Here is a 16,112-nt window from a genome sequence, read left to right as displayed (position 1 = left end):
CAGCTGAATTTCAATTCATTACCAGTGGAACGATACGCCGACATTGACGGCGTTGGTGAAGATGTTGGTCTTCAGCCGGTCGCCGCTGTCGATCGGAACGTCGACGCGCGAATAAGTGCCCTTGTATTCGACGAAGGTCGACCAGCGGTCGGTCACCTTGAAGTCGACGCCGGCCTGAGCCTGCAGCGTCACGCCGCCGAATTCATAAGCCCAGGTCTTGCCCTCGGGGCGAATCACTTCGACATGCGGAATGTTGACGCCGATGCCGGCGCCGAGATAGGGCGTCCAGCGGCGAGTCGGATCCTGGAAGCGATAGAGACCGTTCACGGTGAGCAGGTTCAGGCCGTCGGTGAATTCGAAATGCGACCAGCCGGCCTTGGCGAGCGTGTCGTCGTCGGCATAGACCTTGTCATGGGTATAATCGAGCGAGATACCCCAGTTCGGCTTGTTGAAATTCTCGAGCCACCAGGTGACGCGGCCGCCGTAATAGGGCGGGCTGCCGAAGGATTTGCCTTCCCAGCCGGCCGTGAAATGCGTGCCGTCGGAGACGTCGACACCACTGTGCGGCGCGGTCTGGTAGCCGCCATAGATGGAGAATTCCAGATCTTCCGCTGAAGCCGAGGCGGCTGAAAAGATGGTGAAAAACGCGATGCCCGCAAGAAGGGAGGCGGAGGAGCGCAGCGCAGACGTCATTGAATAACCCCAAATTGCAATATGTCGACTCTGAGGCAGCTTTGGCAGTTTTCCGCCGCAATGTCTAAGCAAAACAAAGGGCGCCTCCAATGGCGCCTTTCGTTTTTTTCTAAAGTGTTGCTCAGCCGCCGAACATCGTGCGCAACACGTCGATGCCTCTGTCTTCGAACGCCACGTTGCCCTGCTTGTTGCCGGGACCAATGACGATCACCTTGGTGCCGACCGGGGCGCGATCGTAAAGATGCATCACGTCCTCGTTCATCATGCGGATGCAGCCGGAAGACATATTGAGACCAATCGTCCAGGGCTGGTTGGTGCCGTGGATGCGGAAGATGGTGTCGCGGCCGCCCTGATAGAGATACATGGCGCGGGCGCCGAGCGGATTGTCCTCGCCGCCTTCCTGGTAGGCGGGGATGATGTGGCCCTTGGCGGCTTCGCGGCGGCGCATTTCGGCCGGCGGTGTCCAGGCCGGCCATTCGGCCTTGCGGCCGATCTTAACGATACCCGACCAGCCGAAGCCGTCGCGGCCGACGCCGATGCCGTAGCGGGTGGCGCGGTTGTTGCCTTCGACCAGGTAGAGATATTTGTTGTTGGTATCGATGATGACGGTGCCAGCCGCTTCCGTCGTCACCAGGCGCACTTTCTTGCGCTTGAACTGCGGCTTTACGTACTTCGGCATCTGCGCCACGCGCACGATCTGCGCCGGCTGCCGTGCATTGTCGGAAGCCGAGCCGACCGGCGCGGCGAAGGCTGATGTAGAAATCAAGGACAGGACAAGTCCGGCCGCGGCCAGTCCCGGCATCACTTTGATCATAGTCGATTCCCCTCAAGCAAGTCCGCCCGAAGCTACATGATCTTCTGCCCGATTCAAGATCGACATGGCCGGATAAAGCAATTTTGACGAGTGAAGCCGCCTGTCTTAACGGCGTCATAGAGCATTTCCGTATTTCTCCGAAACACGAATATGCTCCATCTCATTGTTTTTACTCAATTCCCAACGCAAAACCGCTGAACACTCTTGCTGGTGCTCCAGCTTTTGCGTGTGCCGTTACATGACGATAACGCGGGTTCCGACGTTGACGCGGTCGTAGAGATCGACGACGTCCTCGTTGCGCAGGCGGATGCAGCCGGAAGAAACGGCGCTGCCGATCGACCAGGGCGCGTTGGTGCCATGGATGCGGTAAAGCGTCGAGCCGAGATACATGGCGCGCGCGCCGAGCGGGTTTTCCGGGCCGCCGTCCATGCGCGCCGGCAGATAATGGCCCTTGGCGGCCTCGCGGCTGATCATCTCGGAAGGCGGCGTCCAGTCCGGCCATTCCGTCTTGCGGGTGATCTTATGGACGCCCGCCCATTCGAAGCCCGGCTTGCCGACGCCGACACCGTAGCGCCGCGCCTTGCCGCCGTCCATGACCAGATAGAGAAAGCGGTTGTTGGTGTCGATGACGATGGTCCCGGGCTTTTCCGTGGTGTCGTAATCGACCATCTGCGGCAGATATTGCGGCTCGATCGGATGGCGGATCGCCGGTATGCCGGGATTGATCGCCGAAACGGTCTGAGGGGCCGGCTGCGGCGCCTGACGCATGATGCGGCGCTGGAAAAGACCACGCTGCTGCGGCTGCACCACCGGGCGCTGATAGACGACAGGCCGGACCTTGCCGCCGAGCTGATTGATCCACGGTGCGGTCAGATCGGGGCTGAGGATGATTGGCGGACGGGTGGCGTAGCGGTCGTCCGCAACGGCGGCCGTGGAGAAGATGCCGCAGAAGGCTGCGGCTAGAAAAAGGTGTTTCATCATCGGACGAACTCTCTACAAATGACCGAAAATGGACTGGCGGGACGGATCCGCTCGCACAGACGCTGCCACCCCATCCGCCAGCGAATGGTAAATATCGATCCGTGAAAAACCGACGGGCCGAATAAACTTTTCGTCAGGGTTACCGATCGGTTTGGAAAGACGGTTTGCAAATGGTAAAGCCGGAATCATGACTGGACAGCGAAGCGGATCCCCGAAAATGAAGCGGACATGAGCACGAATGGCATCATCATCGGCGAGGACGGCAGGAGCCGCTGCCACTGGCACGCCAACCTGCCGGACTATCTCAAGTACCACGACGAGGAATGGGGCCGGCCGGTCACCGACGATATCCGCCTGTTCGAGAAGATTTGCCTCGAAGGATTCCAGTCCGGCCTTTCCTGGCTGACCATCCTGCGCAAGCGGGAGAATTTCCGCGCCGCCTTCGCCGGTTTCGATTTCGAGAAGGTTGCCCTCTTCGGTGAGCAGGATGTGGCCCGCTGCCTGGCCGATGCCGGCATTATCCGTCATCGCGGCAAGATCGTCTCCACGATCAACAATGCCAGGCGCGCCATCGAACTTCGGGACGAATTCGGCTCGCTCGCCGGTTATTTCTGGCGCTACGAACCCGGCCACAACGAGAGGCCGGCTGTGGTCGATCGCGACCACATCGTCGCCAATCCGACGACGCCGACATCGGTCATCATTTCGAAGGATCTGAAGAAACGCGGCTGGACCTTTGTCGGCCCGACCACAATTTATGCCTTCATGCAGGCGATGGGCCTCGTCAACGATCATCTGGAGGGTTGTTTCTGCCGGCCCGAGGTGGAGGCGATGCGCGCCGTGCTGGTTCGACCATGAAAGATCTGTCCGTGAAAATATTGTTCGCTGCCCTTGCCCTGTTCTTCTTGCCGGCATTTGCCGCGGCGCAGACGCCGCAGCTCGATCCCGGCGAGAAGCTGGAGAAGCTGCAGTTTCCGGCCGTCACGATGCAACTCAAGGGATGGACGAAATTCGGCAATAGCCATGTTTACACGCTGCCGGTGCGCGCCGGTCAGCACGTGAAGATCGATTTTTCCACCAAGAGCAAGTTCGCCTTCCTGGCGATCTTCGACCTGTCGAAACCCGATGACGAAGCTTTCTTCGGCACCGATGAGGACGGCATGAGCTACCAGACGACGGTGAAGGAAAATACCACCTGGCTGCTGCGGCCCTATTACTCCAAGGTCTCGCCGCGCCGCGGCCTCGGCGCCCCCTTCAGCATCCTGATCGAGCCCTTGACCGCAGCCCCGCAGCAGCCGCCGGCTGAGCCGGAATCGCCCTCACTGTTTCCGAAGGCGCCTCCCAAGGCGAAGTGAGGCGCGGCCGCGCTATGCGAGCCCGTCAATCAGTTCGCGCAATTCGCCGAGATGGTCGATCTTGCGGAAGCGCGGCGCTTCCGTCGGTTCGTCCACATGTTCCAGCACCCAGGTGAGTTCGTGCGGCACGAAGACGCCGTAGCTGCCGGCGGCGATCGCCGGCACGATATCCGATTTCAGCGAATTGCCGACCATCATCGCTCGCTCCGGCCCGTCGCCAACCTTGGAGAAGATGCGGCGATAGGTGACGGCAGTCTTGTCGGACACGATCTCGACGGCATCGAAGAAGTCGCCGAGCCCGGATTGGGCGAGCTTACGCTCCTGGTCGAAGAGATCGCCCTTGGTGATCATGACAAGCAGATACTTGCCGGCGAGCGCCTCCAGCGTGTCGCGCGCATGCGGCATCGTCTCGACCGGATGGCTGAGCAGGTCGCGGCCAGTATCGAGGATCTTGGCGATGACGCTCGCCGGCACCTTGCCCTCGGTGATCTCGATCGCCGTCTCGATCATCGACAGCGTGAAGCCCTTGATGCCGAAGCCGTAGTGGCGAAGATTGCGTTTCTCGGCTTCCAGCAGCCGCTCGGAGATCTTCGGGCCTTCGGCGAAATCGGCAAGAAGCTCGGTAAAATGAGCTTCCGTCAGTCGGTAATATTGTTCGTTCTGCCAAAGCGTGTCGTCGGCGTCGAAGCCGATCGTCGTCAGTGCTCGCGTCGTCACATGTGCACCTCTTGAACTATGGCCGGCAATCTATCGGCCGCCTGTGTCGAGACAAGGGCTAAGTCGAGACAAGGGCGTCAGCCTTCGATGCGACAAGGCCTGGCGTTGAAAAGCGCCGCCGTCGCACTACATCGAATGGGCCTCACCCAGCAGCCAGCCACGGCTGTGCCTGTCGCGCGCAGGCCAATAATCAAAAGATGAAGTTCTTCCGTTCGCAAGTCCCTCTTGCGGCAGACACAAAGGATTTTTTCGACCATGCGTTACAATCAACTCGGAAATACGGGACTTTTCGTCTCGGAAATCTGCCTGGGCACGATGACCTTCGGCGAAGCCAAAGAAGGCAGCATGTGGGGCGCTATCGCCGATGTCGACCAGGATGCCGCCGACCGGATCGTCGAGCGCTCGCTTGCAGCAGGCGTCAATTTCATCGACACGGCCGATGTCTATTCATCAGGCGAGTCCGAAAGGCTGCTCGGCCAAGCGCTGAAGAACCTCGACATCCCCCGCAAGGACGTCGTCATCGCCACCAAGGTCTATGGCGTCATGGGCGACAAGCCGAACGACCGCGGCGCCTCGCGCGGCCATATCATGGATTCGGTCGAGGCGAGCCTCAAGCGGTTGCAGACCGATCATATCGACCTCTATCAGATCCACGCGACAGATACGGTGACGCCGATCGAGGAGACGTTGCGCGCTTTCGATGATCTCGTTTCGCGTGGTCTTGTGCGCTATATCGGCGTCTCCAACTGGCAGGCCTGGCGCATTTCCAAGGCGCTCGGTCTCTCCGAACGCCGCGGCTTTGCCCGGTTCGAAACGGTGCAGGCCTATTATTCCATCGCCGGCCGTGATCTCGAACGGGACATCGTGCCGATGATGCAGGAGGAAAAGCTCGGCCTGATGGTCTGGTCGCCGCTCGCCGGCGGCCTGCTCTCCGGCAAGTATGGTCCGGGCGCCCCCGGCAACGGCGAGGGCCGCCGCGCCAATTTCGACTTCCCGCCGGTCGACAAGGACAGGGCCTGGGCCTGCGTCGCCGTCATGCGCGAGATTGCCGAAAAGCATGGCGTCAGCGTCGCGACCGTTGCGCTCGCCTACATCCTCGCAAAGCCTTTCGTCACCTCGGTCATCATCGGCGCCAAGCGTGTCGATCAGCTCGACCAGAACCTCGCCGCCGTCAGGCTGAAGCTCGACGAAGGCGATATGCAGAGGCTCGACGAGGTAAGCGCGCTGGCGCCTGAATACCCGGGCTGGATGCTGGCAAGGCAGGGAGCCGGCCGACGCCCGGCCGATTTCGAGCCGAAGGACTGATCGCCGAAATCCGGTCCAGCACTTCGCAGGGACGCCGGAAAGATCCGGCGTCCCCGTTTTCAGACGATCGGCTATTTGCCGTGAGCTTTGAGCCAGGCATTCATCTCCGTAATCTCGGCTTCCTGTGCCTTGATGACGGCTTCGGCGAGTTTGCGCAGATCGGGGTCCTTTCCGTACTGGAGCTCGATCTTGGCCATGTCGATCGCTCCCTGATGGTGGGGGATCATGCTGCGGACGAAATCCGTATCGGCGTCGCCACTGTACTTGATCATCATATCCTCGTGCATCTTGTCGTTCGCCTTCTTGAACGCCTGGCTGGAGGCGTCGTGGCCGGTCATCGGCTTGCTCATGTCCATGGGTTTGTCTTCGGCAAGAGCGGGCGAAGCAAGGGCAGCGAGCACTGCGGTGATGGCGATGATTTTCAGAGACATGAGAGTTCCTTCCTCTGTCTGACAATAGGTTTTGGGCGGCGCCTGCCGCCCGTTCGGCATGAAAGAATCCGAGATCAGAACATTCGGGGAGGGGGCGCCAGCGGAGCAGGGCGATCGTCATCCAGGACGCGGGCAAGCGCCGGCGCGGGATAGGCGAAAACCGGCTTTACACCAGCGGCCGTCATGGCCGCCGGCGGCAGCAACAGACAGGCCGCACAAAGTGGCATTTGCGCCGCCCTGCCGGCAGCGCAGGGATCTTTCAGCGCCTGCGCCTTGCCCGTCGCTCCGGACATGTCCATCCCGGCCATCGCGTGATCCATGGTGGCGGACTTGGGGGCCGCCGGCCCGTTCATCGATGCGCATGTCGGACAGCCTGCCCATGCGGACATCGCGCTGTAGACCAGCCAGCCGAGTACCATCGTCATGAGAGCGAGCGTGCGCATGAGTTTCAATGTAGGCAAATCCCGGCGGAAGCCAAGTCAGTAACGCAAATCTCAATCGTCGACGGCGCGACAGGCCTTTCACCAGGCGGCAATCACCTTGTGTTCGATCCGGTAATCCCTGCTCTCTTCGCCGAGCGGAGCGACCGGCCATGTCCAGACCGCTTTCGCCGGCGGCGGGGTGACGCCCCGCAGCAGGTCGGCCTCCTCATGTGTTTTGCCGTTGCGGTCGATGACGGCATAGGCGATGTCGGTCACGAGGCAATGCCGGCAGGAAAGTCCCGAAAGGCCGCTGAGATGCGCAGCGACCAGCCTCTCCACCGTGTCTTCAGGCATTCGACCGGCCGCCTCGGCCTCATGGCGCCGTTTCACGCCGCGGCCGATCTGCGACAAGAGATTGGCGGAAACCACGAAATCGAGATAGGGCACGCTACGCAGGAAGCCGAGCGGTTCGGCTTCTTGCCCGGCCGCGAGTTCGTCATAGCCGGAGAGATCGCGCTCGATCAGCCGGACGTTGCGATAGCCCTTGGCCGCAAGCCTCAGCCGTACTGAGGCGAGATGAACGAGATCGATGAGCACGACCGTGTCGAAATCGCGTACCAGCTCGTCGATCGGCACGTCCCGCAACAGGCCGGAGCCGAGCACGACGGCGGTCCGTTTCTGACGGAGCCCGGCCGCCGCCGCACGGATCGCATTGCGGCTCTTCTCTTCGTGGTCGGCCCAATTACGGGCGCAGCGTCCAGCCCGCGACCAGAGATTGACGGAATAGCGGATGAACTTTCGATGGCGCTTGCCGGTCAGCGGCAACGTCGCGGCATAGAGGAGCGCCTCGGTGATCATGAGCATATCCCCATTCTGAACAATGCCTCTCGTTCAATCTATTCCGGCAGTGCCATCAAGGCCCTTCGCCCTTGCCGCTCCCCGCCCAATCCGCTAGGACACCGCCACTGTCACAGTCAGCGGAATTCCCGGAAATGAACGACAAGCAGAAGAAACCGCAAAAGCTCAAGGCCCGCCTGCCGCGCGGCTTCGTCGACCGCTCGGCCGACGATATCCGCGCCGTCAACGAGATGACGGCAAAGATCCGGGAAGTCTACGAGCATTATGGTTTCGATCCTGTGGAAACGCCGCTGTTCGAATATACCGATGCGCTCGGCAAGTTTCTGCCCGACAGCGACCGGCCGAACGAGGGCGTCTTCTCGCTGCAGGATGATGACGAGCAGTGGATGTCGCTGCGTTACGACCTGACGGCGCCGCTCGCCCGCCACGTCGCCGAGAATTTCAACGAGATCCAGCTTCCCTACCGCACCTACCGCGCCGGCTACGTCTTCCGTAACGAGAAGCCCGGCCCCGGCCGCTTCCGCCAGTTCATGCAGTTCGATGCCGATACCGTGGGCGCGCCTGGCGTCCAGGCCGATGCCGAAATGTGCATGATGATGGCCGATACGCTGGAAGCTCTCGGCATCAAGCGCGGCGACTACGTCATCCGCGTCAACAACCGCAAGGTTCTGGACGGCGTCTTGGAGGCGATCGGCCTCGGCGGGGACGACAAGGCCGGCCAGCGGCTCAACGTGCTGCGCGCCATCGATAAGCTCGACAAGTTCGGGCCGGAAGGTGTGGCGCTGCTCCTCGGACCCGGCCGCAAGGACGAATCCGGCGACTTCACCAAGGGCGCCGGCCTCAATCAGGAGCAGATCGACAAGGTGCTGTTCTTCGTCGGCATCAAGGATTATGCCGAAAGCGCCGGACGTCTGGCCGAACTCGTTGCGGGGACGTCGAAGGGCGCCGAAGGCGTCGAAGAACTGAATTTAATCGGCGCGCTCGTCACGAGCGCCGGCTATGGCGCCGACCGCATCAAGATCGACCCCTCGGTCGTCCGTGGCCTCGAATATTATACCGGCCCGGTCTATGAGGCCGAGCTTCTGTTCGACGTGACCAATGAAAAGGGCGAGAAGGTCGTCTTCGGCTCCGTCGGCGGCGGCGGCCGTTATGATGGCCTCGTCTCCCGCTTCATGGGCCAGCCGGTGCCGGCGACCGGCTTTTCGATCGGCGTCTCACGCCTGATGACGGCGCTGAAGAACCTCGGCAAGCTCGGAGCGAGCGCGGTGATCGAGCCGGTGCTGGTGACGGTGATGGACGGCGACATCGAGGCGATGGGCCGCTACCAGCGGATGACCCAGCAGTTGCGCGCCGCCGGCATCCGCGCCGAAATGTTCCAGGGCAACTGGAAGAAGTTCGGAAACCAGCTGAAATATGCCGACCGCCGCGGCTGCCCCGTCGCGATCATCCAGGGCGGCGACGAGCGCGCCCAAGGCGTCGTGCAGATCAAGGATCTGATCGAGGGCAAGCGGCTCTCTGGCGAAATCGAGGACAATGCCAGCTGGCGCGAGGCCCGCGTAGCGCAGGAGACGGTTGCGGAAGCCGATCTCGTCGCAAAGGTGCGAGATATCCTTGCGGCGCAGGCGGAAGATCGGAAGAGGGCAGGCTCCCGCTTCGAAACTCCATATGATCCCGCTCAAGCCGGTGACACAGATGACGACATTTGAGAGAGAACTCCCCTTCTCCCCTCGGGGAGAAGGTGGCCCGAAGGGTCGGATGAGGGGGCGCCACGGCAGAAGCTGTCCTTCGCTCGCCGCTCAGGACATTCGTCGTTTACACTTCTCATCCCCCTCATCTGCCCTGTCGGGCATCTTCTCCCCGTTGGGGAGAAGAGGGAAGTCAACCCAATGCCCCTGATCAACCTCCCCGAATTCTCCAGCGACCTGCTTGCCGAATTTGACGCCCGCAACGCGGAGCGCATCGATACGCCGGTCATTCAGCCGGCCGAGCCGTTCCTCGATATTGCCGGCGAGGATCTGCGCCGGCGCATCTTCATGACCGAGAGCGAAACCGGCGCCAGCCTCTGCCTGCGGCCCGAATTCACCATCCCCGTCTGTCTGCGCCACATCGAGACGGCGACCGGCACGCCCAAGCGTTACGCCTATCTCGGCGAGGTCTTCCGCCAGCGCCGCGACGGCGCCAATGAATTCTATCAGGCCGGCATCGAGGATCTCGGCGACATCGACATACCGGGCGCCGATGCGCGCGCCATCGGCGACGCCACCGGCATTCTCGCCCGCCTGCTGCCGGGCCGGCGCTTAGCCGTGACGTTGGGCGATCAGGCGGTGTTCGAGGCGGTCGTCCAGGCGCTCGGCCTGCCGCTCGGCTGGCAGAAGCGACTGATCCACGCTTTCGGCAACATGAGGCAGCTGGAGGCGCTGCTGGCCGGCCTCGTCAGCCCGCAATTCGTCACCGGCCTCGACGATGATATCGCCAGGATTGTCGCCTCAGGCGACGATCAGGCGCTGGTCGCCCATATCGAGCACGAGATGCAGGCGACTGGTTACTCGACGAATGCCAGCCGCTCGCCGCTGGAGATCGCCCGGCGCCTCAAGGAAAAGCTCATCCTGTCCGAGACGCGTCTCGACGATGCCGCCTTCCATGTGCTGGAAGAGTTCCTGTCGCTGCACGTGCCGCTCGTCAATGCGTCCGCAGCACTTGCCGGCTTTGCCGACGTTGCCGGCCTGAAGCTCGGCAATGCGCTGTCGCGCTTCAACGGCCGCGTTGCCGCCCTTGCCGATGCCGGCGTCGATCTGTCCTGCCTGGACTATCGCGCCGCTTTCGGGCGTCCGCTCGATTATTACACCGGCCTCGTCTTCGAGGTGACGGTGGAGGGTTCGAGCGCGGTTCTAGCCGGCGGCGGCCGCTTCGACCGGCTCTTAACCTTCCTCGGCGCGACGGATCGCATTCCGGCCGTCGGCTTCTCCTTCTGGCTCGACCGCATCGAAACCGAAAGGGCAGCCGCATGACCATCACGATCGCGCTTCCCTCGAAGGGCCGGATGAAGGACGACGCTTCGGCGATCTTTGAGCGGGCCGGCATGCCGATTTCGGCGGTTGGCAACGACCGCTCCTATCGCGGCCGCGTCGACGGCTGGGATGATGTCGAGATCGCCTTCCTGTCGGCGTCGGAAATCTCCCGCGAACTCGGCAATGGCACCGTCGATTTCGGCGTTACAGGCGAGGACCTGATGCGCGAGGGCTTTTCCGAGGTCGACAAGCGTGTCGAATTCTGCGCCCGGCTCGGCTTCGGCCACGCCGATGTCGTGGTCGCGGTGCCCGAGATCTGGCTCGATGTCGACACCATGGCCGATCTCGGCGATGTCGCCGCCGATTTCCGCGCCCGCCACGGCCGACGCCTTGCCATCGCCACCAAGTACTGGCGCCTGACCCAGCAGTTCTTTTCGAGCCAGCATGGCATCCAGCTTTATCGCATCGTCGAAAGCCTGGGTGCGACCGAGGGCGCTCCCGCCTCCGGTTCGGCCGATATCATCGTCGATATCACCTCCACCGGCTCGACACTGCGCGCCAATCATCTGAAGGTGCTCCAAGACGGTGTCATCCTGCACTCGCAGGCCTGCCTCGTGCGTGCCCGCAAGGAGAGCCACGTGGACTCGCCGGTCGTGCAGGCGATCGTCGACGCGGTGCGCGCCGCCCTCTAATCTCTACTATCAACGCGTAAGAAAACCCGCCGTCAGTTCAATGACGGCGGGTTTTGCATGCTTGGGAGGAGATGGAATTAGCGGGCAGCGACGGCCTGCAGACCACGGCGTGCGTCGATCGAATAGGCACCGGCGCCGACGGTGGCGAGCAGGATGTACGCGCCGGCCAGCGTGATGTTCTTCATAACCATGATCTGGTTGAGAATGTTCACGAGTTCCGTGCCGCTAGCGTAGGGCAGATGGAAGGCAACGCCCGTAAAGACACAGAAGCCAGCGAGCAGCCAGCCGGCAATACGGACCTGGAAGCCTGCGAGAACCGCAAGGCCGGCCAGCAGTTCGAAGAGGCCTGCGACATAGGCCAACAGGGTTGCCGCCGGCAGGCCGGCACCGGCGATCATGCCCGCAGTACCGGCGGGATCGGTCAGCTTCATGAAGCCGGAAAGGATGAACATGAATGACAGAAGAATGCGGGCAATCAGGATGATGGCGTTCGACATGGATATTGTCTCCGTTTGAAGGCTCGGGAGATCTCGGTGCCCCCGGCACGCTGTGGATCTCTGATACCCGTATGTCGCCTATTTCTTCCGTCATGGAAAGATAAACAGAAGGGGACGCTTCGTTCAACAATATGGAACAATACCCTCGCTTGCCTTTCCGGAGCATCGTCTTCTATGGTCGGCCGACAATATGGAGTCTCTTATGGCAGATCTTTCCGCATTTCCGATCACCACGCGCTGGCCGGCGAAAAATCCCGATATCATCCAGCTCTATTCACTGCAGACGCCGAACGGGGTGAAGGTATCGGTCGCCCTCGAAGAGCTCGGGCTCCCCTACGAGCCGCACTATATTTCCTTTGCCGCCAACGAGCAGAAGTCGCCGGAATTCGAATCGCTCAATCCGAACGGCCGCATTCCGGCGATCATCGATCCGAACGGGCCTGGGGGAAAGCCGATCGGGCTGTTCGAATCCGGCGCCATCCTGCTCTACCTCGCCGAAAAGACCGGAAAGCTCATCCCCGCCGATGCCGCCGGCCGCTATGAATGCATCCAGTGGGTGTTTTTCCAGATGGCCGGGATCGGCCCAATGCTCGGTCAGTTCGGGCATTTCTACAAATTCGCCGCCGACAAGGTCGCCAATAATTCCTATCCGGTGGAGCGCTACCGCGATGAATCCAAGCGGCTGCTCGGCGTGCTCGAAGGCCGGCTGAAAGGCCGCCAATGGATCATGGGTGAACAATATACGATTGCCGACATCACCACTTTTACCTGGATTCGCGGCGCCGATATCTTCTATGGCGGCCGTGAGATTCTCGAATATGCGAAATTCCCCGCCGTTTCCGATTGGCTGGAGCGCTGCATCGCGCGCCCGGCAAGCACCAGAGGCCTCAACATTCCTATCAAACCGGAGTAACGGACGATCCGCCGGAAAATGCAAAAGGCCGCCCTGCCGCCCGCCCACTAACGTGGAATCGTGAGGACCATCTTAAGCAAAACCCCAATAACGCTGGTGGTCGGGGCATTGCTCATGCCGGAGATTTCCTCAGACATTCAAGGCGGCTTCGTGCTTGTCCCTTCCGGGGAGTGAACGCCAACCTTTGCAAGAACCCGCATCGGCCGAAATTCGGGATCGCCGCAGATCTGGAGGATCGGCGCGATAGGTCAACCGGAACAAGCAACCCCGTAACAAGGGCGCGATCCGCTTCGGCTGGCGACCGCAATCACGGCGGCATTCGGTCGAGCCAGACTTTTTTGACGCTGGCTTCCACAGATCGCAGATAGCGATGACTCTTTTCACCTCCTTGAACCGTCGTTGTTGCGACCGTCGTCGAGCGGTCGAATGAACGAGGACTGAGAAATGGATCTGGAAGGAAAGCGAATTGTGGTCGTCGGCGGGAGCCGCGGCTTGGGGAGTGGGCTTGCCGAGGCATTCGTTGCTCGCGCGGCCGAAGTCACCGTGGTCGCCCGAAACGCGACGGCTGTGCAGGGGCCGGCTGAGCAACTGGCCGTCACCGCCATATCGGCCGATGCAACTGATGCCGACGCGGCGTGGCGGATCATGGAGCAGACGCGACCTGATGTCGTCATCATGAATGCCGGTGCGAAACCGCCCATGGAGCGGATCGACCGGATTGGCTGGGAGGCATTCACGACCAACTGGAACGTAGACGTCAAGGCCGCGCTGCATTGGGTACAGGCTGCTCTGACCTTGCCAATGGCGCCGGGCGGGCTCTTCGTGCTGGTCTCCAGCGGAGCCGCCGTGCAGGGGTCGCCACTATCGGGAGGTTATGCCGGCGCCAAGCGCGCGCAGTGGTTCATTGCAAAATATGCCGACGACTTGTCGGCGGAACTCGGCCTGGGCTTGCGGTTCCGGGTCATCGTTCCCCGGCAGATGTTCGTTGGAACTGGTGTGGGCGATACCGGAATCGGGGCCTATGCTGCGAAGGCGAGTCGGACATTTGCCGAACAGGCCGCCACCTGGCCGGACATGACGCCGCGGGCTTTCGGTGATACGGTCGCCGAACTGATCGGCGATTCCGGCCTCGCTGAGGCCATGGTCTATGCCGTGCGTGGGGATACGGGTGTGACGGTCATCGAATGACGAAAGACCCAGCTCTCGGGACTGAAGAGAGGAAAACTCTGCTTGCAGACCTGGCCAGGGAAGCGGACGCGCTTCGCCCCCAACTGCATCGTTACGCTGCTCGTCTGGTGGGTTCGGTGATCGACGGCGAGGACGTGATACAGGACGCGTTTGCCAGGGTATTTGCGACGGCTGGCTCGATCCCACCTGGCACGCCGCTGCGACCGTGGCTGTTTCGCATCGTCCACAATCGAGCCATAGATTCCCTGCGCCAGCGCAGTACGCGCCGGTCGGAGCCCCTTGAGATGGCCTTTGATCTGCCCGATATCAGCGCAGTCGGTCCGGAGGACGCGCTGATCCGGCGGGACACGGTGCGGGTCGCCCTGGGTCATTTTGCAGAATTGCCGGTGCCGCAACGCAGCGCGGTAATCCTCAAGGATGTGTTGGGAGAGTCGCTTGCGGATATCGCAGCGCTGCTGGAACTGAGTGTCGACGCCGTCAAGGCCCATCTGTCGCGCGGTAGGGCGAGATTGCGTGCGATCTCCGACGTGCGGTCTGGCGTTGCGCCGTTGCCAAGTCCGGAGGCCCTGAACTTTGCAGCGCTCTTCAACGCCCAAGATTGGGACGCGCTGCGTCGCTTGCTGGCCGATGACGTTCGGCTTCGCCAGGCGCGACGGCCTGAAATCTCGGGTGCCGCCGATGTCGGTCGATTTTTCACCTATTATGCCGAATATCCGCGAGTCAGGGTCGAACCTGCCTGGCTGGAAGGCAGGGAAATATTCCTGGTTTCGGCCGAACCGGCGAGCGGGCCTTCCTATTTCATGCTGCTCGAATGGCGGGGGCAAGAGATAAGCCTTATCCGCGACCATCGCTATGCGACCTATGTCATGGATGGTGCTGATGTCATGCCGGCCGCATCGCGGTGACCGATACTGGTCGAGACGTGCTTCCTCGCGGCCCGCTATGCGCGGCCACTTGCGGACGTTTCGTAAAACATGACTATTCCCGCTATGCCAAAGGGTACGCTGCGATTCCTCTTTGATTTTGCGGCCGGCGGCCGCTTGCGGGCGGGTGATGAAGCTACCCAATCCAAATTGGCCGCCGGACCGCTTGATGCGATAGTACGGATAGCTGCAATGGGCCCGTCGGTCGTGGGCTGAAAATGTGGAACCGCAAAATTTAGCGATTCCACATTTACGTTATGGCTGGGCCATGAGCGGCCTCTATCTAGCGTCGCCGGTCTTATTGCCGGCTGGTGATCTGCCTTGCGCCTTCGAGCTTGAAGCGAGGGAAGATGAAGACGCCGGTTATGCTGCCGCTGTATTTCTCCTCGAGCCCGTTCGACTCGCCCATGCAGAACAGTGGCTGGCGCGAGCCGTTCGGCATGATGATTGTCGTTGAAAAGCAGAAGGAGGAGCAGTGCGTCGCCGCCTGCTCGAATAGTTCCAGCACGCGGGCTCGATCCTTGCTATCGTAGCAGCGGATCAGGTTCAGCAGCCCGCATTCCTCGGCGGAAAGGCCGTGCAGCATCGCGCTCCATTTGCCGAGACGGATCAGGCCGCTCGAAAAATCTCCGGTCCAGCTTTCGGAAACCGACAACTGCGCCAGCATCTGGTGATTTTGATGGTTGTCGTTCAGCGAGCCGGTCATCAAGGGCACGGCTGCATTGGCTTTGGCGATCTTAAACAAGGCGTTCCCCAGTTCGGATGCGGCTCCTCCGCCGCACGCTCGGCAAACACAAAGAAACAGGATCATGGGACGGCGGGCATGATGCCCGCGCCTACATCGGCGATCGTTGCAGCCATTCGAGTCTCCGGACCTGAGCCCTTCGAACACGCATTTATGGCATCGCCTTCCCGCGCTCGTCTGACAGCGAAAATGATCGCCGGGCGCGCTTCGATTGCAGCCGCGGATTTATAGGAGCTTTTGCACAAACGGCAACGGCTTTTTGAGCCTGTTCGGATCGGCATTGTTTGTGAGAGATGTCGGCATCACCACGCTCTTCAGCCAGAAGCGACCAGTTTCGGCGTTTTTCGGACGGTTTAGCATCTATTGCGTGAGAAACCTTCCCCGGGAAGCAATCTCCCGCGCACTTTCCGGCATTGGAAAAAGAGCAGCGACGCAAGCCTGACGAAAGCTTCGAGGTCGGCTGACGCGCTGCACGGGATAAAATAGTGCGCAACGGAACGAATCGCAGCGGACAAAAGAAAAGGGCGACCCGGGGCCGCCCTTCCTGTTCCGGATGTGCCGGAATGGATG

18 protein-coding genes are annotated in these 16,112 nt (G+C 61.5%); 9 read left to right on the top strand and 9 right to left on the bottom strand.

What is annotated here, in order from left to right:
- Window positions 1–18: 18 nt before the first annotated feature.
- The 3 genes from CO660_RS05000 to CO660_RS04990 all read right to left on the bottom strand — a co-directional run bounded on the left by CO660_RS05000 (window position 19) and on the right by CO660_RS04990 (window position 2,488).
- Complete coding sequence (locus CO660_RS05000; protein WP_097597806.1) at window positions 19–693, bottom strand: outer membrane beta-barrel protein; 675 nt, start codon at window positions 691–693, stop codon at window positions 19–21.
- Between the two features lie 121 nt (window positions 694–814).
- The gene (locus CO660_RS04995; protein ID WP_085777092.1) at window positions 815–1,507 is read right to left on the bottom strand and encodes a L,D-transpeptidase; all 693 of its coding nucleotides are present in this window, start codon (window positions 1,505–1,507) and stop codon (window positions 815–817) included.
- Between the two features lie 234 nt (window positions 1,508–1,741).
- Window positions 1,742–2,488 carry a L,D-transpeptidase gene (locus CO660_RS04990; RefSeq protein WP_097597805.1) on the bottom strand — a complete coding sequence of 249 codons (747 nt, stop codon included), beginning with the start codon at window positions 2,486–2,488 and terminating at the stop codon, window positions 1,742–1,744.
- A gap of 228 nt (window positions 2,489–2,716) precedes the next feature.
- On the opposite strand from CO660_RS04990, the gene CO660_RS04985 reads away from it, so the two are divergent.
- Together CO660_RS04985 and CO660_RS04980 are read left to right on the top strand one after the other, a co-directional pair.
- Complete coding sequence (locus CO660_RS04985; protein ID WP_097597804.1) at window positions 2,717–3,346, top strand: DNA-3-methyladenine glycosylase I; 630 nt, start codon at window positions 2,717–2,719, stop codon at window positions 3,344–3,346.
- Entirely contained in the window at window positions 3,343–3,843 is a 501-nt protein-coding gene (locus CO660_RS04980; protein ID WP_085777095.1) for a hypothetical protein, read from the top strand. Before CO660_RS04985 ends, CO660_RS04980 begins: the two co-directional genes overlap by 4 nt.
- A 12-nt stretch (window positions 3,844–3,855) precedes the next feature.
- Here CO660_RS04980 and CO660_RS04975 read toward each other — a convergent pair whose 3' ends face one another.
- Complete coding sequence (locus tag CO660_RS04975) at window positions 3,856–4,560, bottom strand: HAD family hydrolase (protein ID WP_097597803.1); 705 nt, start codon at window positions 4,558–4,560, stop codon at window positions 3,856–3,858.
- A 255-nt stretch (window positions 4,561–4,815) separates the two neighbouring features.
- Between CO660_RS04975 and CO660_RS04970 the strand changes: the two genes are divergently transcribed.
- Window positions 4,816–5,865 carry an aldo/keto reductase gene (locus CO660_RS04970; RefSeq protein WP_097597802.1) on the top strand — a complete coding sequence of 350 codons (1,050 nt, stop codon included), beginning with the start codon at window positions 4,816–4,818 and terminating at the stop codon, window positions 5,863–5,865.
- Window positions 5,866–5,936: 71 nt separating this feature from the next.
- Here CO660_RS04970 and CO660_RS04965 read toward each other — a convergent pair whose 3' ends face one another.
- The 3 genes from CO660_RS04965 to CO660_RS04955 form a co-directional block, all read right to left on the bottom strand.
- A complete protein-coding gene (locus CO660_RS04965) occupies window positions 5,937–6,296 on the bottom strand; it encodes a DUF305 domain-containing protein (protein WP_097597801.1) in 360 nt (119 codons plus the stop codon).
- Window positions 6,297–6,370: 74 nt separating this feature from the next.
- Entirely contained in the window at window positions 6,371–6,739 is a 369-nt protein-coding gene (locus CO660_RS04960; protein ID WP_085777099.1) for a hypothetical protein, read from the bottom strand.
- 78 nt (window positions 6,740–6,817) lie between these two features.
- Window positions 6,818–7,582, bottom strand: a complete 765-nt coding sequence (locus CO660_RS04955) for a hypothetical protein (RefSeq protein ID WP_097597800.1) — start codon at window positions 7,580–7,582, stop codon at window positions 6,818–6,820.
- Window positions 7,583–7,710: 128 nt separating this feature from the next.
- On the opposite strand from CO660_RS04955, the gene hisS reads away from it, so the two are divergent.
- The 3 genes from hisS (at window position 7,711) to hisG (ending at window position 11,276) form a co-directional block, all read left to right on the top strand.
- Window positions 7,711–9,282 (top strand): histidine--tRNA ligase, encoded by a 1,572-nt coding sequence (hisS, locus tag CO660_RS04950; protein ID WP_097597799.1) that lies wholly within the window; start codon window positions 7,711–7,713, stop codon window positions 9,280–9,282.
- 126 nt (window positions 9,283–9,408) lie between these two features.
- Entirely contained in the window at window positions 9,409–10,584 is a 1,176-nt protein-coding gene (locus tag CO660_RS04945) for an ATP phosphoribosyltransferase regulatory subunit (RefSeq protein WP_348627632.1), read from the top strand.
- On the top strand, window positions 10,581–11,276 hold the full coding sequence (hisG, locus tag CO660_RS04940; RefSeq protein WP_097597797.1) for an ATP phosphoribosyltransferase: 696 nt from the start codon (window positions 10,581–10,583) through the stop codon (window positions 11,274–11,276). The genes CO660_RS04945 and hisG overlap by 4 nt, the downstream gene beginning before the upstream one ends.
- Window positions 11,277–11,353: 77 nt before the next feature.
- On the opposite strand, the gene CO660_RS04935 is transcribed toward hisG, so the two are convergent.
- The gene (locus CO660_RS04935) at window positions 11,354–11,773 is read right to left on the bottom strand and encodes a DoxX family protein (RefSeq protein WP_085777104.1); all 420 of its coding nucleotides are present in this window, start codon (window positions 11,771–11,773) and stop codon (window positions 11,354–11,356) included.
- 202 nt (window positions 11,774–11,975) lie between these two features.
- Between CO660_RS04935 and CO660_RS04930 the strand changes: the two genes are divergently transcribed.
- The 3 genes from CO660_RS04930 to CO660_RS04920 all read left to right on the top strand — a co-directional run bounded on the left by CO660_RS04930 (window position 11,976) and on the right by CO660_RS04920 (window position 14,779).
- Window positions 11,976–12,686: a glutathione binding-like protein gene (locus CO660_RS04930; protein ID WP_097597796.1), complete on the top strand. Its 711-nt coding sequence runs from the start codon at window positions 11,976–11,978 to the stop codon at window positions 12,684–12,686.
- Between the two features lie 444 nt (window positions 12,687–13,130).
- The gene (locus tag CO660_RS04925; RefSeq protein WP_097597795.1) at window positions 13,131–13,874 is read left to right on the top strand and encodes an SDR family NAD(P)-dependent oxidoreductase; all 744 of its coding nucleotides are present in this window, start codon (window positions 13,131–13,133) and stop codon (window positions 13,872–13,874) included.
- Window positions 13,871–14,779, top strand: a complete 909-nt coding sequence (locus CO660_RS04920; RefSeq protein ID WP_097597794.1) for a sigma-70 family RNA polymerase sigma factor — start codon at window positions 13,871–13,873, stop codon at window positions 14,777–14,779. The genes CO660_RS04925 and CO660_RS04920 overlap by 4 nt, the downstream gene beginning before the upstream one ends.
- A gap of 316 nt (window positions 14,780–15,095) precedes the next feature.
- Here CO660_RS04920 and CO660_RS04915 read toward each other — a convergent pair whose 3' ends face one another.
- Window positions 15,096–15,542 (bottom strand): hypothetical protein, encoded by a 447-nt coding sequence (locus CO660_RS04915; protein WP_097597793.1) that lies wholly within the window; start codon window positions 15,540–15,542, stop codon window positions 15,096–15,098.
- Window positions 15,543–16,112 lie beyond the last annotated feature (570 nt).

The organism is Rhizobium sp. L9, assembly GCF_002531885.1.
Classification (GTDB): Bacteria; Pseudomonadota; Alphaproteobacteria; order Rhizobiales; family Rhizobiaceae; genus Rhizobium.
Note: the sequence above shows the minus strand (reverse complement) of the source record. Positions and strands in the feature narration are given on the sequence as shown.

Bases quoted from the DNA above. Each gene is read 5' to 3' on its own strand.
- CO660_RS04985 (WP_097597804.1), top strand. From the start codon at position 2,717: ATGAGCACGAATGGCATCATCATCGGCGAGGACGGCAGGAGCCGCTGC.
- CO660_RS04920 (WP_097597794.1), top strand. From the start codon at position 13,871: ATGACGAAAGACCCAGCTCTCGGGACTGAAGAGAGGAAAACTCTGCTT.
- CO660_RS04990 (WP_097597805.1), bottom strand. From the start codon at position 2,488: ATGATGAAACACCTTTTTCTAGCCGCAGCCTTCTGCGGCATCTTCTCC.
- hisG (WP_097597797.1), top strand. From the start codon at position 10,581: ATGACCATCACGATCGCGCTTCCCTCGAAGGGCCGGATGAAGGACGAC.
- CO660_RS04930 (WP_097597796.1), top strand. From the start codon at position 11,976: ATGGCAGATCTTTCCGCATTTCCGATCACCACGCGCTGGCCGGCGAAA.
- hisS (WP_097597799.1), top strand. From the start codon at position 7,711: ATGAACGACAAGCAGAAGAAACCGCAAAAGCTCAAGGCCCGCCTGCCG.
- CO660_RS04935 (WP_085777104.1), bottom strand. From the start codon at position 11,773: ATGTCGAACGCCATCATCCTGATTGCCCGCATTCTTCTGTCATTCATG.
- CO660_RS04995 (WP_085777092.1), bottom strand. From the start codon at position 1,507: ATGATCAAAGTGATGCCGGGACTGGCCGCGGCCGGACTTGTCCTGTCC.
- CO660_RS04925 (WP_097597795.1), top strand. From the start codon at position 13,131: ATGGATCTGGAAGGAAAGCGAATTGTGGTCGTCGGCGGGAGCCGCGGC.
- CO660_RS04960 (WP_085777099.1), bottom strand. From the start codon at position 6,739: ATGCGCACGCTCGCTCTCATGACGATGGTACTCGGCTGGCTGGTCTAC.
- CO660_RS04980 (WP_085777095.1), top strand. From the start codon at position 3,343: ATGAAAGATCTGTCCGTGAAAATATTGTTCGCTGCCCTTGCCCTGTTC.
- CO660_RS04970 (WP_097597802.1), top strand. From the start codon at position 4,816: ATGCGTTACAATCAACTCGGAAATACGGGACTTTTCGTCTCGGAAATC.
- CO660_RS04965 (WP_097597801.1), bottom strand. From the start codon at position 6,296: ATGTCTCTGAAAATCATCGCCATCACCGCAGTGCTCGCTGCCCTTGCT.
- CO660_RS04955 (WP_097597800.1), bottom strand. From the start codon at position 7,582: ATGCTCATGATCACCGAGGCGCTCCTCTATGCCGCGACGTTGCCGCTG.
- CO660_RS05000 (WP_097597806.1), bottom strand. From the start codon at position 693: ATGACGTCTGCGCTGCGCTCCTCCGCCTCCCTTCTTGCGGGCATCGCG.